This is a genomic window from Pseudarthrobacter sp. NKDBFgelt (assembly GCF_046097905.1).
Classification (GTDB): Bacteria; Actinomycetota; Actinomycetes; order Actinomycetales; family Micrococcaceae; genus Arthrobacter; species Arthrobacter polychromogenes.
Genome location: NZ_JBJURL010000090.1, coordinates 1 through 14,894, shown reverse-complemented (window position 1 = coordinate 14,894; position 14,894 = coordinate 1). Strand labels below are relative to the sequence as shown.

Annotated in this window: 11 protein-coding genes; 5 read left to right on the top strand and 6 right to left on the bottom strand. The window is 66.6% G+C overall.

What is annotated here, in order from left to right; all coding sequences use genetic code 11:
- Together ACKAE7_RS18255 and treS are read right to left on the bottom strand one after the other, a co-directional pair.
- Nucleotides 1–453 (bottom strand): hypothetical protein (locus tag ACKAE7_RS18255; protein ID WP_408979945.1); only part of this gene is annotated, 453 nt, incomplete at its 3' end.
- A 96-nt stretch (nt 454–549) separates the two neighbouring features.
- The gene (gene treS / locus ACKAE7_RS18250) at nt 550–2,859 is read right to left on the bottom strand and encodes a maltose alpha-D-glucosyltransferase (protein WP_408979944.1); all 2,310 of its coding nucleotides are present in this window, start codon (nt 2,857–2,859) and stop codon (nt 550–552) included.
- Between the two features lie 203 nt (nt 2,860–3,062).
- On the opposite strand from treS, the gene ACKAE7_RS18245 reads away from it, so the two are divergent.
- Nucleotides 3,063–3,503, top strand: a complete 441-nt coding sequence (locus tag ACKAE7_RS18245) for an SRPBCC family protein (RefSeq protein WP_104185628.1) — start codon at nt 3,063–3,065, stop codon at nt 3,501–3,503.
- Here the strand turns inward: ACKAE7_RS18245 and ACKAE7_RS18240 are convergent.
- The 4 genes from ACKAE7_RS18240 to ACKAE7_RS18225 are packed head-to-tail and all read right to left on the bottom strand — an operon-like array spanning nt 3,481 to nt 9,109.
- Nucleotides 3,481–5,022 carry a carboxylesterase/lipase family protein gene (locus tag ACKAE7_RS18240; protein ID WP_408979943.1) on the bottom strand — a complete coding sequence of 514 codons (1,542 nt, stop codon included), beginning with the start codon at nt 5,020–5,022 and terminating at the stop codon, nt 3,481–3,483. The two genes, ACKAE7_RS18245 and ACKAE7_RS18240, sit on opposite strands and share 23 nt — an antisense overlap.
- Before the next feature lie 10 nt (nt 5,023–5,032).
- Nucleotides 5,033–6,562, bottom strand: a complete 1,530-nt coding sequence (locus tag ACKAE7_RS18235; protein WP_190612873.1) for a carboxyl transferase domain-containing protein — start codon at nt 6,560–6,562, stop codon at nt 5,033–5,035.
- Nucleotides 6,559–7,737, bottom strand: coding sequence for a CaiB/BaiF CoA transferase family protein (locus tag ACKAE7_RS18230; protein ID WP_408979942.1), 1,179 nt, complete (start codon nt 7,735–7,737; stop codon nt 6,559–6,561). The genes ACKAE7_RS18235 and ACKAE7_RS18230 overlap by 4 nt, the downstream gene beginning before the upstream one ends.
- A 55-nt stretch (nt 7,738–7,792) precedes the next feature.
- On the bottom strand, nt 7,793–9,109 hold the full coding sequence (locus ACKAE7_RS18225; RefSeq protein WP_408979941.1) for a glycoside hydrolase family 1 protein: 1,317 nt from the start codon (nt 9,107–9,109) through the stop codon (nt 7,793–7,795).
- A 223-nt stretch (nt 9,110–9,332) separates the two neighbouring features.
- Here ACKAE7_RS18225 and ACKAE7_RS18220 point away from each other — a divergent pair, with 223 nt between their 5' ends.
- From ACKAE7_RS18220 to ACKAE7_RS18205, 4 genes are all read left to right on the top strand, one after another.
- Entirely contained in the window at nt 9,333–10,889 is a 1,557-nt protein-coding gene (locus ACKAE7_RS18220) for an ABC transporter substrate-binding protein (protein WP_408979940.1), read from the top strand.
- 57 nt (nt 10,890–10,946) lie between these two features.
- Complete coding sequence (locus ACKAE7_RS18215; protein WP_104185625.1) at nt 10,947–11,900, top strand: ABC transporter permease; 954 nt, start codon at nt 10,947–10,949, stop codon at nt 11,898–11,900.
- A complete protein-coding gene (locus tag ACKAE7_RS18210) occupies nt 11,897–14,020 on the top strand; it encodes a dipeptide/oligopeptide/nickel ABC transporter permease/ATP-binding protein (protein WP_408979939.1) in 2,124 nt (707 codons plus the stop codon). Before ACKAE7_RS18215 ends, ACKAE7_RS18210 begins: the two co-directional genes overlap by 4 nt.
- On the top strand, nt 14,017–14,894 hold an 878-nt coding region (locus ACKAE7_RS18205), incomplete at its 3' end, for an ATP-binding cassette domain-containing protein (RefSeq protein WP_408979938.1). The genes ACKAE7_RS18210 and ACKAE7_RS18205, both read left to right, overlap by 4 nt.

Below are 14,894 nucleotides of genomic sequence, written 5' to 3'. Positions count from 1 at the left end.
GGAAGGGCAGGCAGCACCGGCCAAGCAGGGGCCGCGTGGCCGCCTGAGCCGAGACGGCCTGTTGCGCCCAGTGCCCGCGAGGACCTGCCCGCCGTCCGGAACGGCGGAGTCCGCGTGGACCTGGACTCCGTGTTCGATCAGGACCCCGGAGCCGATCCGCGAATGGCTGCCGATGTTCACCCGGTTTCCGATCACCGTTCCCCGGCCGATGCGTACGCCGTCGCCAATGATGGCACGCTCGCCGATTGTGGCGTCGCGGTCAATCCAGCTGCCGTGGCCGATGCGGCACCCGGAACCCACCTTGGCACCCTGCTCCACATACGTCATGGGGCCGATGCGGGTATTCTCGGGGACCGAGGCTCCGGGGGCAACAAGCCCGCCGCCGTTGGCATGCCGGACGTACCGGGTGACCTTCCCGGCGTCGTCTTCCACTGAAACAAACTTCGCGTTCATTCAATCCCTCGTTAACGGCGCGGCACGTCAGCCGCACATTCAGTTAACGGTTCACAACTCAAAGGGATTCCCGAACGGCGCCGGGCATCCCGTCCGCTACGGCGATACCTCCCCGTGCTCCACGCCTTCCTCCTCGCCGGGGGCGGCGTCCTCCTCTGTCAGCAGCAGTGCCGTCCCCTGGAAGGCAGGCAGTTCGAGGAAGAAGCTGTGCAGGTCGTCAACCTGGCCAACCGATGCGCCGCTGAACAGGTCGTGCACGGCGGACCCGGGGACCAGGTGGCTGGACTGGATGCTGCCGGCAATATCCTGGTCGGAGAAATTCAGCACGGTCACCTCCAGCGCTCCGCTGCCCAGCTGGATGACCATCACCAGCAGGCCGCGGTGCGAAACGCCCGGCACATCCAGCAGCGACCCTGTGGCGATGCCGTGTTCCTCCCGGACAGCCAGGATCTGCTGGAGCCGCCTGGCGTAGGAGCCGGGGTCCTGCAGCTGGTCGGGGAGCGGGCCGTAGAGGCTGCGGGCCCGCGGCATGCCGGAGGAGGAGTATTTTGCATCCGGGCTGGTGCCCATGATGTCGTGCGCCCCGCGGTTGATCCAGCGGGTGTCACCCTGGGCCGTGAGTTCCTCGACGCTCTTGCGGTCCAGCGCTGTGATGCCGGCAAGGTCCCAGCCGGACAGGGCAAAGACGCCCGGCTGCAGGGCGTTGTACATGGAGAGGAGGATGTGCACATCCAGGATCTGCGCCTCCTGCTCCGGAGTGATCGCGTCAGGGTCCTGGACCCCCAGGGCGGCCATGATGAAGCTGACCGTTGTGCAGGCGATCCCGTTGGTGGTGAACACCGCGTTGTAGGGGGCGTTCTCCCCGGTCAGGCGCTCCCGCATGGTCTGCTGGACCTGCTCCGCGAGCTGAGCCCCCGTGAGCTCCTGGCCGGCGAGCTCGAACATCTCGTCCCGGTGTCCGGCAGCGAAGTGCATCAGCTCGTAGGTCAGTTCGTCATGGTTTTGCAGCGCGTGGACCAGTGACGCCTGGTCGACGCCGATCTCCATGGACAGGCGGAGCGCCAGGCGCAGCAGCTCGGTATCGGCGGTGACCAGCGCGTAGTGGTACGCCGGCCGCGTGATGAAGTCGTAGGAAAGGTCCGGGCCTGCTTCCGAGGTGGCTTTGATGTCGTCGATGGTCAGGTTCAGCTCCTGGAAGGAGAACCCGCCCACCTTGCGGATCATGGACCCGATGAGCTGGTTGGCTGCCTCGGACAGCGGGTGCCCCTCGGACCAGCCCGGCTGCTCTTCGGCGCTTTTCTCCACGCCCAGGAAGCCGTTCGCATCGAGCCTGAGCGCCCCGGTGCCAAGGTCAACCAGGGAATGCAGCGCGTCGCCGACCACCAGGCGCATTCCGGCGAAGGTTGGATCCAGCCAGTTGATGGAAGGCTGGCCGGCCTTGAAGTAGTGGAGGTAGACCCAGCGGCGGGTTTTCCCTGTGGTGTCAACGATCGCCCGGGTGGCGCTCCAGTTCGTTTCCTTGACGCCGGGCTCGTAGAAGATGACCCGCTGCAGCCGGCCGATGATGTAGCCGGCCTTCTGCAGGGCCTGTTCGGAGTCGGGACTCAGGTTCACCGAGTCCTGCCCCTCCGGCACGTCCGGCAGCAGGTGCCAGTCCTCCTCAGGGATATCAATCATGTGGTAGATCCCGGGGTAGTCCCGGAAGTTCATTTCGGCGAGGCGGAAATCGGCACCCTTGCCGGTGTGCCCGGGAACAATGTCATCGATAATCGTTCCGCCGTGGTCCGCGGCCACCTGGCACATGGAGCGGAACTCGTCTTCCGTGCCAAACACCGGATCGATCGCCATGCTGATCCGGTCGAAGTGCCCGTCAACGCTGGGCGTCTGGGACCAGCCGCTGATGCCGCCCGCGAGCTTGACCGGGCCCGTGTGGATGGCCCGGATCCCGATTTCGCTGAAGGCTTCCCACATGGCCGGATCACCCAGGGCGGAGAGGAAGGACTGGCTGGACCTGGTGATGAAGGACAGGGGGTACGCGGTGAACCACACCGGTGCGCGCTCGACGGCGGCCCGGGGGTTGGGGTGCGCGTAGGAGTTCTGCCACATGCTGGCCTGCCCGGACAGCTGCCGGGCCAGTGCGTTCGCATCTCCCAGCATCGCCTGGTTCCGAAGCCATTCGACGTAGGCCGCGTTCCGCCCATCGAATTCGAAGGACGGCCTGGTGGCGTAGTACTGGCGGCGGCGCGCTGTCGGCCTCAGCGCCTTGGGCCGGGCAGGATAAAGATGTTCGTCGAAATTGACGTCCGGTTCCACCAAGGGCTCAGCTGCCGCCGAACCTGCTTCCTGGTCGTCACCTGCAACGGTCTCCGATTCAAAGACACCGTCGCTGGCCATAGGTTCCCGCATGAGTCCTCTTTCTACAAGTTGTTTCCGCGGTCCCAAGGCGTGCTGCCTGGCCGCCCTGTCCATAATCCCTGTACCCGGGGGGGCCGAGACTATTCGGGGCGAACTACGAAACTACCAAGAAACGGCTAGGCCACGAGGTTTGCGGCCGCCGTGTCCATAGCCGGGGGCTGTGTTTGCGGGCGGCCTGTTCCTACACTGGGGTGATGATCACAGTCGCTGGAAGCGTGGAAACCACATTGTCCGCCGAGAAGGCCTTTGCCTTTTTGAGCCAGTTCGAGAACACCCCCAAGTGGGATCCCAACACTCCTGTCATGGATAAAGTCACGCCGGGGCCGGTGGCCGTGGGGCACAAATACCACGCCGAAGCCGAGTTCCGGGGTAAGCGGCAAAGCCTGGTCTACGAGGTCATCGAGCTGACGGACAACCACATCAAGCTGCGGGGTGAGAACAAAACCGTCACCTCCTTCGATTCCATCGACGTCAGCCCCAATGGCGCCGGCTCGGTGGTGAAGTACACGGCCGAGTTCAGTATCAAAGGACCCGCCAAGATTATCCAGCCGCTCCTGAAGCCGGCCTTCATGTCGCTCCGGGATCCGGCACTGAACGGGATCCGGGACACGCTTAACTCGCTGGCCGCAGCCTGACGGCGTCAAAGAACTCCCGCAGCTCCCGGCGGGGGTCGGCGTCCACACGGGGCGTCTCGTCCAGGATCATCGTGGCCCGCTGCGGTTCATACTCCGGCCACTCCAGCCCGGGCATTCGTGGAGTTCCGGCCTGCGCGAAAGCCGCCCACGCGCCGCTCATGGCGTTGCTGATTGACGTTGGCGCCTTACCGCGAGTGAGGAAGGCTGCCTGTGGGCTGTCCGCGTGCCGGAACACGAACGGGATCTCCAGCGCGTGGCAGGCCCCCAGCTTTCCGCCCATGGCAGGGCTGCGCCAGGTGAAAAGGTAGGAGAATGTCCTTCCTGCGGCTCCACTCCGCGCGTCGAGGAGCCTGTTGCTGGGCTGCCGGTAGACGGAGTCGGCAATGGCGGCCTCCAGGAGTTCCTTGCCTGCCGGTTCCCTGCCCAACAGCCGGGTGAGCGCCTCCGCATAGCCGGAGGCAGCCGCCCGCGGGACCCCTGCGCCGGACAGCACGGCTGCGGCACGGTCCGGGTAGTCCGGGTCCGCTGCAGTGCCAGGACGCATCTCGACGGCGAATGAGCCCTCGTTCAGGTTCGTTCCGAGCAGCAGGTCCACCCCGGTGTTGAGCCCGCCGCGCACCGCGTCCAGGGGCGGCAGCGGAAGCGACGGTGTCCCGACTGTGGGCTGGAAAGGCAACGGAACTGCGAAGGTCGCTTCCCCAGCGCGCCGCACCAGTTCTTCCTGCGCTGTGAGGATCCGCTCAACGGGCAGGGTAAGGACCTCCCGGGCTCGGGCCCTGTCCAGGCTGCACAGCGCCAGGAACTCCTCACAGATGCGGGTGGACTCCAGCTGGCTGCGGTAGCGTTCCGCGGTACCGCTTTGCATGATGGCCCGCCTGAAAAGGCCGGACGACGACGGCATGCCCAGGAGGGTGCCGACAGCGGCCGCCCCTGCCGACTCCCCAAACAGCGTGACGTTGCCAGGGTCGCCGCCGAAAGCCCCAATGTTGCCCTGGATCCAGCGCAGCGCTTCCAGCAGATCCAGGAGGCCGAGGTTCGAGGAATCCTCGTAGCCGGCCCCCAGCACCTCCGCCAGGTGCAGGAAACCCAGTGCGCCCAGCCGGTAATTGACCGTCACCACTACGGTGCCGGAAGCAGCGGCGAGGCTGCCGCCGTCGTACATGGCGTCACTGTTGGAGCCGGAGAGGTAGGCGCCGCCGTGAACCCACACCATGACCGGCCTGGCGCCGTCCTCCACAGCGGGCGTCCAGATGTTCAGGTTGAGGCAGTCATGCTCGCTCCATGTCCGTGGTTCCGTGCCCGGCGGCGCGTGGGACTCGGGGTTCTGCGGCGCTGCGGGGCCCTGCGTTGTGCAGTCACGCACCTCTTGCCGGCGCGCGGCCGGGGCTGGCGGGCGGAAGCGCCGGGAGCCTGACGGCGGCTCGGCGTAGGGGATTCCCAGGAATCGGTGGACCGGTGTTCCTTCCACGCTGACCGTGGTGCCGCGGACGGCTCCCGAAGGCGGTTTGGCGTCTGTCATGGTTGTCGCTTTAGGGCCTTCCCGGGACGTAGCGGCGGGAACGGTCCTTGATGAGGACGTCGAGGTCGGTGGTCGCGATGTCCCGCAAGTGCTGATCCACCGCTGACGCTGCCTTGGCCAGGAAAATATTAGCGGACCGTGCCTGGAAGCTGTCGGGCTCTTCCAGCACTTCGTCGAGCAAGCCGTCCTGGAACATAGCCGAAGCACTTACTCTTTGCTGCTGGGCCATGGCTCCCGCGTGGCGGGTGTTTCCGTGGACAATGGCACTGGCCCCTTCGGGTAGCAGCGGTGCGAGCCAGCTGTTGCTGAAGGCGACGATTCGGTCTGTGGGAAACAGGGCCAGGGCTCCGCCACCTGCCCCTTGGCCCAGGAGCAGCGTCATGGTGGGGACACGCAGATCGAGCAGCTTTGCCAGAGTGAGGGCGATTTCCTGTCCAAGGCCGCCCTCTTCCGCTTCTTTTGACAGTTCTGCGCCCGGGGTGTCGATGACGGTGAGCAGCGGTAGCCCCAGAGCCTCAGCCAGGTCCATCCCGCGCCGGGCCTCCCGCAGCTCTGCGGGGCCAAAGGTGGCTCCGCCGTCGGCCCCTTTGCGGTCGAGCCCGACGACGACTGTTCCCCGGCCCCCGATGGTTGCCAAAGCGATCGCAAGGGTTTTGGGGCTTTCTCCGGCGGTTCCGCCTAAGGGGACCAGGTCCCCCGCGGCCAGGCGAAGGAAGTCGCGCAGGCCGGGGCGCAGCGGGAGCCGCGAGGCCGTGACGGCAGGCCATGATTGGGTTTCCCTGGCTCCGGTGTCCGCATCATCAACAGCTGGCGCAGAGTCCGGGTGGTTCCCTGTCCGCAACTCATCGGGATTGGCATTGAGTACGGTGAGGATGCCAATGATGAATTTTCGCAGGTGGCGGGGGTGGGTGACCGCATCGATTTTCCCGTGGCGGTGAAGGTTCTCGGATTGCTGGACCCCGGCCGGGAATTCCTTGCCAAAGAGCGCTTTGTACACTTTCGGTCCCAGGAATCCGATCATCGCCTGCGGTTGGGCAGCAGTGACGTGTCCCAGCGATCCCCAGGACGCGAACACCCCGCCTGTGGTGGGGTGCCGAAGGTAGACCAGGTACGGGAGGCGGGCCCGCTTGTGGGCGTTGACCGCGGCGGTGATCCGGGCCATCTGGACAAAGGCTGCCGTCCCTTCCTGCATCCTGGTTCCGCCCGATACAGGGGAGGCCAGCAGCGGTAGACCCAGGTGTGTTGCCTTTTCAATCGCCTCGGTTATCCGGGTTGCTGCGCTAACGCCTATGGAGCCGCCCAGGAAGGTGAACTCGCTGAGGATGACGGCCACCCGCCGGCCCTCGATGCATCCTTCGCCGGTGATGATCGATTCATCGCGCCCGGACTTGGCTTTCGCGGCGGCCAGTTCCTCGGCGTAGCCCTCTTCGATGGCCAGCCGGGGGAGTGGCCGATCCCAGGTACGGAAGCTCCCGGGGTCGAGGGCCAGGGCAATGAGTTCTTCAGGGCTGATGCGGCCCGGCGTAGCCTGCTGGGTCATACAGTCACCGTCTGGCCCAGCCACTGCATGACGGATGCCCGGTGCTGGCCCAGCAGCGGCGGAGCCTCATGATCCCGCTTGGTGGTTTCAACGCCCGCGTGATCGAAGAACCGCAGGGGCGGGCCGGGGAGCTCGATGGGTCCGAGGGATGGATGTTCGACCCCAACCGCCAGCCCTTGGGACCTGGTCTGGTCCCATGCGTACACTTCGTCGATGGTCCGGACTTTCCCCGCCGGTATGCCGGCCGCCTTCATGGCAGTGAGCAGGTCTTCGGCCTTATGGGCTGCAAAGTGTGCTTCGATCGCAGCAACGAGCCGGGCGTGGTTTTCCACGCGGGCCGCATTCGACGCAAATGCCTGGTCCTCAGGATCCAACCCGGCGAACGCTGCGAACCGTGACCACAGACCCTCCGAACCGACGGCGATCTGCACGGCCCCGTCCGCACACCGGAACAGGCCGTACGGGGCGATGGACGGGTGATGGTTTCCCTGCGCCGCACCGGTCTCGCCGGCCACAGTCCAGCGGGTGCCCTGGAACGCGTGGACTCCAACGAGGGACGCGAGCAACGAGGTGCGCACCACCTGCCCCCGGCCGGTGTGCTCCCGCTCAAGCAAGGCCGCCAGCACCCCGTACGCTCCGTACATCCCGGCCAGCAAGTCACCAATTGGAACTCCCACCCGCTGCGGATCGTCAGGCCCGGATCCGGTGAGGGACATCAGGCCGCTTTCCCCCTGCGCGATCTGGTCGTAGCCGGCCCGTCCGCCTTCGGGCCCGTCGTGGCCAAATCCGGAAATGGAAAGGATGACCGTGCGGGGATTGAGCTCCTCCACCGCTTCCGGACGGAAGCCGAGGCGGTCCAGGGTTCCGGGCCGGAAGTTCTCCACCAGCACATCAGCGTTCCGGATCAGCCGGCGCAAAGTCTCCGCGCCGTCGTCGCTCTTTAAATCGACGGTGATGGATTCCTTGTTCCGGTTGCAGGACAGGAAATACGTGGACTGGCGCTCATCCGCATCCCCCACAAAAGGTGGCCCCCAGCCCCGGGTGTCATCGCCGCCGTCGGGGGATTCGACCTTAATGACGCGGGCGCCCAGGTCAGCCATCATCATGGTGGCGTGGGGACCGGCCAAGGCGCGGGTGAGGTCGACGACGGTAATGCCGTCCAGTGGTCCGGGCATGGAAGAAAGCCTTTCGGGATGTACAGGTGCTGGGGACGGAAGTGCGCGACGGCGGTCAGGCGGGCTGGGGTGCCCTGCCGGCCCCGGAAGCAGGTGCCTGGGCTGGGTGGTCCAGGCCGGTGTGTTCCTGGTCTGTATGCACCTGTGCCTGGCTGCCCAGCCAGAGTGCGCTTTCCTTGGGGGTCCGTTCCTGGGTTTCCCGGTCCACGGCGATGAGGCCGAACTTGGGTCCGTAGCCGAATACCCATTCGTAGTTGTCGAAGGCCGTCCACGCAATGTAGCCGCGGACGTCGATGCCGTCCGCCAGGCAGGATGTCACGCGGTCGACGGCGACGCGCAGGTATTCGACCCGCTGCCTGTCATCCTCGGTGGCCAGGCCGTTTTCGGTGACAATCACCGGGATGCCGGCAACGCGGTGGGCTTCCCGGATAGTGGCCTCGAGGGCCTGCGGGTAGATTTCTTCACCCATCTGGTTGGTTGCCGCGCCGTCCGGTGCCGGCGCGTGGCCATCCGGGCCGTAGACAGTGCGGCCGTAGGTCTGGATCCCCACGAAGTCGTCGCCGCGGGAGGCCTCCAGGAAGCGCTCGTTGACGTTGCGGCGCACGCGGTCAGCGATTTCCTGGCCGCCCTCGATGGACTGGATGTCAGAGTTCGCGAGCGTCCAGCCCACCAGGAGGTCGGGGCGGTGGGCCTTGATGGCAGCAGTGGCGGCCCGGTGTGCCGCCAGCTTCACGTCGAATCCGGCCTCTGTGGAGCAGAACTGGAAGGGTGCAACGGTGCTGGAGTCCACGCCGAGGCGCTGGGCTGCTGCGGCCCACACCGGCACGGAGCCGCGGTTTTCCGGGGCTTCGCCGCCGATGCCGAAGGACTCCAGGAGCCAGGGGAGGTTGGGTTCATTCAGGGTGCAGGCGACGCCGATGAGGTCGCCCAGATGCGCCATCACGCGGCCGCAGTAGCGGGCAAAGAGCTCCGCCGTCCGGGCGCCTTCCCACCCACCGAGGGCCAGGAGCCAGCGCGGGGACGTGAAGTGGTGGAACGTGACCACGGGGGTGAGGCCGTGCTCGTGGCAGGCCTCGAGCATGCGGCGGTAGTGGTCGAGCTCGGCCGTGGAGAACAGCCCTTCTTCCGGCTCGATGCGTGCCCACTCGATGGAGAAGCGGTAGGTGGTGAAACCGAGGCTGGCGATCAGGGCAATGTCCTCGCGGTAGCGGTGGTAGTGGTCCACTGCGTCTCCGGACGGTTCGGAGAACATGCTGCCGGGGAGGTGCTCCAGGAACCAAGTGTCGCTGTTGACGTTGTTCCCTTCCACCTGGTGGCCGGCGCTGGCGACGCCCCAGAGGAAGTCCTGCGGGAATGGTGATGCCGTGGTCATGTGGTTCCTTTCGGGTCAGCGCCGACGAACAGCGCATGGGCCGCTCTGCCCTGGCTTCCAATCCTTTCCCGTCGCGTGACCGGGACCACAATACCTTTTCAATCAATGACATTCTCATGTGAGTGCCCAGTGCGCCCGGCCGATGCTTGTGGAGAGCCGGCGAGCAGCCAGCCCCCCACACCGTTCTTCTCCGATGTCACATCAGAATGCAAAGGCGCACTACATGAAACTCCTGAACTCCACTGCCCGTGCGAGCTCCGCCGTTCTGGCTGGCGCGCTCCTGCTGGGATCGTTGACCGCCTGCGGCGGCGGATCCAGCCAGGCCACTGCCACAGTGGACACCAGCACCCTGACCCTCGCTGTCGACAGCGACTCGGCCTCGTTCGGCTTCGACCCGCTGCGCGTCTCGGCTGCCCAGCGGCAGTTCTTTGAGGGCCTCTACGAAAGCCTGATGGCTTTGCAGCCGGACGGTTCCGCAGGTCCGGGCCTGGCCAAGGAGTTCAGCTACAACGCAGACAACACCGTCCTGACGCTCGCCCTCAAGGACGATGTGACCTTCACGGACGGCTCAAAGCTCGACGCCGAGCTGGTCAAAGCGAACCTGGACCGCCGGTCGGACCCCGCATTGAGCGCGTACTCGGCAGTAGCCAAGGGTGGCGCCCAGGAAATCACCTCCGTTGACGTGGTCAGCCCCACCCAAGTCGCCCTGACCTTCGCCAAGCCCCAGCCGGGATTCGAGAAGAACCTGGCATCCACCACCGGCATGATCGTGGGCAAAAACGGCGTCACCGACTCCGCCAGCCTCGCCGCGACCCCGGCAGGCTCCGGCCCCTACACGCTGGATCCCTCCACCGTGAAGGGCAACAAGTACGTCCTGGTGAAGAAGGAGGACAACCCGGAAGCGTCCAAGTACGCCTTCGACAAGGTCATCTTCAGCGTGGTCCAGGATCCCCAGGCCCGGGCAAACGCTTTGGTGTCCGGCCAGGCGGATGTGGCAATGCTGACCTCAAACACCGTTGACTTCGCAAAGTCCAAGGGCGTAGGTGTGTCCCAGATCGGCGGCACGGTCAACACCATGATCTCCTTTGACAAGATCGGCAAGACCGCCCCGGCGTTCGCTGAGGAGAAGGTCCGCCAGGCGATTCAGTACGCAGTCAACCGCCAGGCCCTCGTGGATGCCCTGCACAAGGGTGACATCCCCGCCTGGAACGCCCTGCCCAAGGACTCCGCCGGCTTCACCAATGACCTCGAAACCACGTTCGCCTACAACCCGGAAAAGGCCAAGAGCCTGCTGGCCGAGGCCGGCTACCCGGACGGCTTCGACTTCACAATCATCGCCAGTGCCCAGACCCAGACGGACCTGCAGGCCGTCCAGAAGGACCTCGCCGCCGTCGGAATCACCATGAACGTGAAGATGGCCTCCTCCACTGACGAAGCCTTCGCCGCCGTCGCCACAACCCCGCTGGGCTACGCGCCGCTGAACTGGGACAACCCCGTTGGCGTCATGTACGGAGCAGTCCTGAACGGCTTCACCAACGTCCAGAAGGCCACCGACGAGCAGCTCAGCGCCGCTACGGGCGAGCTGGCCGCCGCCAAGGACGACGCCGCCGTCAAGGCAGCAGCCACCAAGCTGAACACGCGGCTGGTGGAATCGGGCTGGATGATCCCGCTATATGAGGCACTGACCAACCAGGGCTACAACACCAAGAAGGTGGCCCCGGTGGAGTTCGCCGGGACCAACGCCTACCCGCTCCTCTCGTCCTACACGCCGGCCAGCTAATTCCCGCTCCGGCCGGGCGGGCTCGCATAAAGAGTCCGCCCGGCGGGGGCCTGACCGATGGAGGTCACCATGGCACTATTCATCACCAAGCGCCTGTTGATGGCGCTGGCCACCGTGCTGGTAGTTGCGGTACTGGCATTTCTGCTGGTGCACGCAATGCCCGGCAGTCCCGGAGCCGTATCCCTCGGTGCCGGGGCCAGCCAGGAAGCGATCGCTGAAGTCAACCAGCGCCTCGGCTGGAACGATCCGCTCCTGGCCCAGTTCTTCACGTGGCTCGGCGCCGCCGTCCAGGGCGACTTCGGAATCTCCCTCATTGACGGACGGTCGGTCAGTGCGGACCTTGCGAGCAGACTCCCTGTCACAGCATCGCTTGCTGCCGGAGCCACGCTGCTCAGTGCTGTCCTTGGGATTGGACTGGGCGTCACCGCCGCCGTCCGCGGCGGCATGGCGGACCGCGTCATCGGCGGTGTCTGCGGCATGGCGGTGGCGCTCCCGGCCTTCTGGATCGGCATCATTTTTGTCTACCTCCTGGCGGTCCAGTCCTCCGTTTTCCCGGCCACCGGCTATGTTCCGTTTGAGGCCTCGCCGCAGGACTGGGCGCTGTCCCTGGCCCTGCCCGTGATCACGCTGGCCGTGGGCGGGGCAGCGTTCATCGCCCGCCAGACCAGGGCCTCCATGCTCGAGGCGCTGCAGCAGGAACACATCCGGACCCTCCGCGCCACGGCCACGCCCACCTGGAAGATCCTGTACGTCCACGCCCTGCGCTACGCCAGCCTGCCCATCGTGGCCGGCATCGCGCTGCAGTTCATCCAGCTGTTCGGCGGCTCCGTCATCGCCGAGCAGCTGTTCGCCATGCCCGGACTGGGCCAAGCCGTCCAGAACTCCGTCAGCACCCATGACGCCCCGTCCGTGCAGGGCGTGGTGGTGATCGCCACCGTGGTGGTGGTCGCCGTGAACCTGGTGCTGGAACTCGCCACCAAGTTCCTCGACCCGAAGTTGCGTGCCTCATGATTCCCAACGTTGCCCCCGCACCCGCAGACTCAGCGGAGCCGACGGCGGCTGCCGTCCTTCCCAAGGCACTCCGCCAAAGCGCGGTGAAGAAATTCTCCGGCAGCAAGCTGTTCGCCTCACCGGCAAGCGTTGCCGGGGTCATCTGGCTGGCCGTACTGGTGGCCGCCTCGCTGACCGCGCCGCTTTGGCTGCCCTACAAGACCGAGGACCAGGACTTCACCGCTGTCCTGTCCGGACCCACCGGCGCGCACTGGCTCGGCACCGACGAACTTGGCCGGGACATCCTAAGCCGCATCTTCGCGTCGGCAGCCGGCACGTTGGGGACGTCCATGATCACGGTGATGGTCGCCGTCGGACTTGGCACCATCCTGGCCATGCTGGCGGCAGCCGCCGGTGACCGCGTGGAAACGGTGATCAGCCGCGTCACAGAAGTCATGATGTCCCTGCCCGGCACCGTGATCATCCTTGCCGTCATCGGAGCAGTGGGAACCAACATTCCGCTGATCATGGCCATCCTCGGCGTGCTGATCTCCGCGGGCATGTACCGGGTGATGCTGGGCCAGGCCAAGTCCCTGCAGTCCCAGCTCTACGTGGACGCAGCCAAGGTGGACGGAGTCAGCACCCTGGGCATCAGCCTCCGGCATGTCCTGCCCGGCCTGGCGAACACCATCGTGGTGCAAAGCGCCCTGATCTTCGCCGTCGGCATGCTCATCCAGGCCGGGCTGGCGTTCATCGGTTTTGGTCCGCCCATTCCCGAACCGAGCTGGGGCGGCATGATCCAGGGCGCATCCCAGAACGTCTATAATGCACCCTGGCTCATGGTTCCCACCGGTGCTGTGCTGGCGCTCACCGTCCTGTCCGCCAACGCGATCGGCAACGCCCTCGGCAAGGCACCTAACGCAACTGCGTCGCACCTGCCTTCGGCCGCGGCACGGCGCCGCCGGGCAAAAGCGGTGGCCGCAATCGCTGCAGCAGCCCCCGCCCCCAACGATTCAGCCAAGAACACGCTCAGCGTCTGCAACCTCTCGGTCGGCGTGGACTCTGACGGTGCAGGCCACGGCGTCCGCCTGGTCACCGACGTCTCCTTCGACGTCGAACCCGGCACCGTGCTGGGCCTCGTGGGGGAGTCAGGCTGCGGAAAGACCATGACCGCGCTGTCCCTCCTGGGGCTTCTGCCCTCCGGCGTTTCCGTGACCGGCGGCCAGATCCTCTGGAACGGCAGGAACCTGGCCGCGGCAACAGACAAGGACATGGAAGGCGTCCGGGGCCGCGAAGTCGCCCTGATCTCGCAGGAACCCATGCGTGCCCTGGACCCGATGTTCACCGTGGGCTACCAGCTCACCGCGGCCATCCGGCGCCTCCGCGGAATGGGCAGGGCCGAGGCGAAGGCCGAAGCCCTGGGCCTGCTGGAGAAGGTGGGCATCGTGGACGCCGCCCGCATCCTCAAAACCTACCCGCACCAGATCAGCGGCGGCATGGCCCAGCGCGTGGCCATTGCCCTGGCACTCTCCGGGCGGCCCCGGCTGCTCGTGGCGGATGAACCCACCACAGCGCTGGATGTCACGGTGCAGGCCGAAATCCTCTCGTTGCTGCGCGGCCTGGTGAAGGACACCGGGATGTCCGTGGTGATGGTCACCCACGACCTTGGCGTCGTGGCCGACCTCTGCGACCAGGTGGCCGTGATGTACGCCGGCGAGGTGGTGGAGAACGGCCGGACGGACAGCATCCTGGACAACCCGCGGCACCCCTACACCCTGGCCCTGCTGGCCGCGGACCCGCATGCCAACCACGCCGCGGACATGCCCGAGCGCCTTGCCACCATCAGCGGCCAGGTTCCCCAGCCCAAGGACTGGCCCAGCACCTGCCGCTTCGCCGCCCGCTGCCAGTTCGCCGGCTCTGCCTGCATGGTGCCCGTCCCGCTGCTTCCCTCCGGAACCGGGGACGGACTGGTGCGCTGCGTCAAAGCGGACGAACTCGCCGTCGAGGGCCTGGACTGGGTGGCCACCGACGTGCCCAGCCACCACGTCCTGAACCTGGTTGAAGCCGGAACCGCCCCGGCCGGACCCGCCAAAGCACCTGCCGGACTGGAACGCCGGACTGTAGAAAAGGACCACGCATGAGCACCACAACCTCAGTCCGCCCTGACGCGCAGCGGCCGGCTGCAGCCCAGCCGCTGCTGGACGTCAAGGACCTGGTGGTCCGCTACGGCCGCGGACGCAAGGCAGCCGCGGCCCCCGCCGCCGTCGACCGCGTCAGCTTCAGCATCGCGCCCGGGGAAACCGTGGGCCTGGTGGGGGAATCCGGCTCGGGCAAATCCACCATCGGCAAGGCCATCCTGGGACTCCAGAAGGTCTCAGGAGGGACCATCACCTATGAGGGCAAGGACATCACGTCCGCCGGCGGTGCCCAGCGCGGGGCCCTGGGCAGCGAACTGCGGGCCGTCTTCCAGGACCCCAACTCCTCGCTGAATCCGCGGAACACGGTGGGCTCTTCGCTGGCAGAGCCGCTCCGGCTCCGCGGCGTGGGCGCTGCCGACGCCCGGCAGCGCGCGGAGGACATGCTGGAACGCGTGGGGCTCCCGCGGGACGCCGTGGACCGGTACCCCAGCCAGTTCTCCGGCGGCCAGCGGCAGCGCATTTCCGTGGCACGCGCCCTGATCTGCGACCCCAAACTCGTGGTCTGCGATGAAGCCGTCAGCGCCCTGGACCTCTCCACCCAGGCGCAGGTGCTGAACCTCCTGGCCGACCTGCGCGACGAGCGGGGCCTGGGCTACCTCTTCATCGCCCACGACATCGCCGTGGTCCAGTTCCTGGCCCAGCGCGTGGTGGTCCTCTACCGGGGGCAGGTCATGGAAAGCGGGCCCGCGGCCGCCGTCACCGAGAACCCCAGGCACCCCTTCACGCAGGCGCTCGTGGCAGCGTCACCCGTGCCGCGCCCTGCCGAGCAGGCTGCGCGCCGCGAAGCCCGGGAGTCGCTCGCTGTCCGCACGGGAGC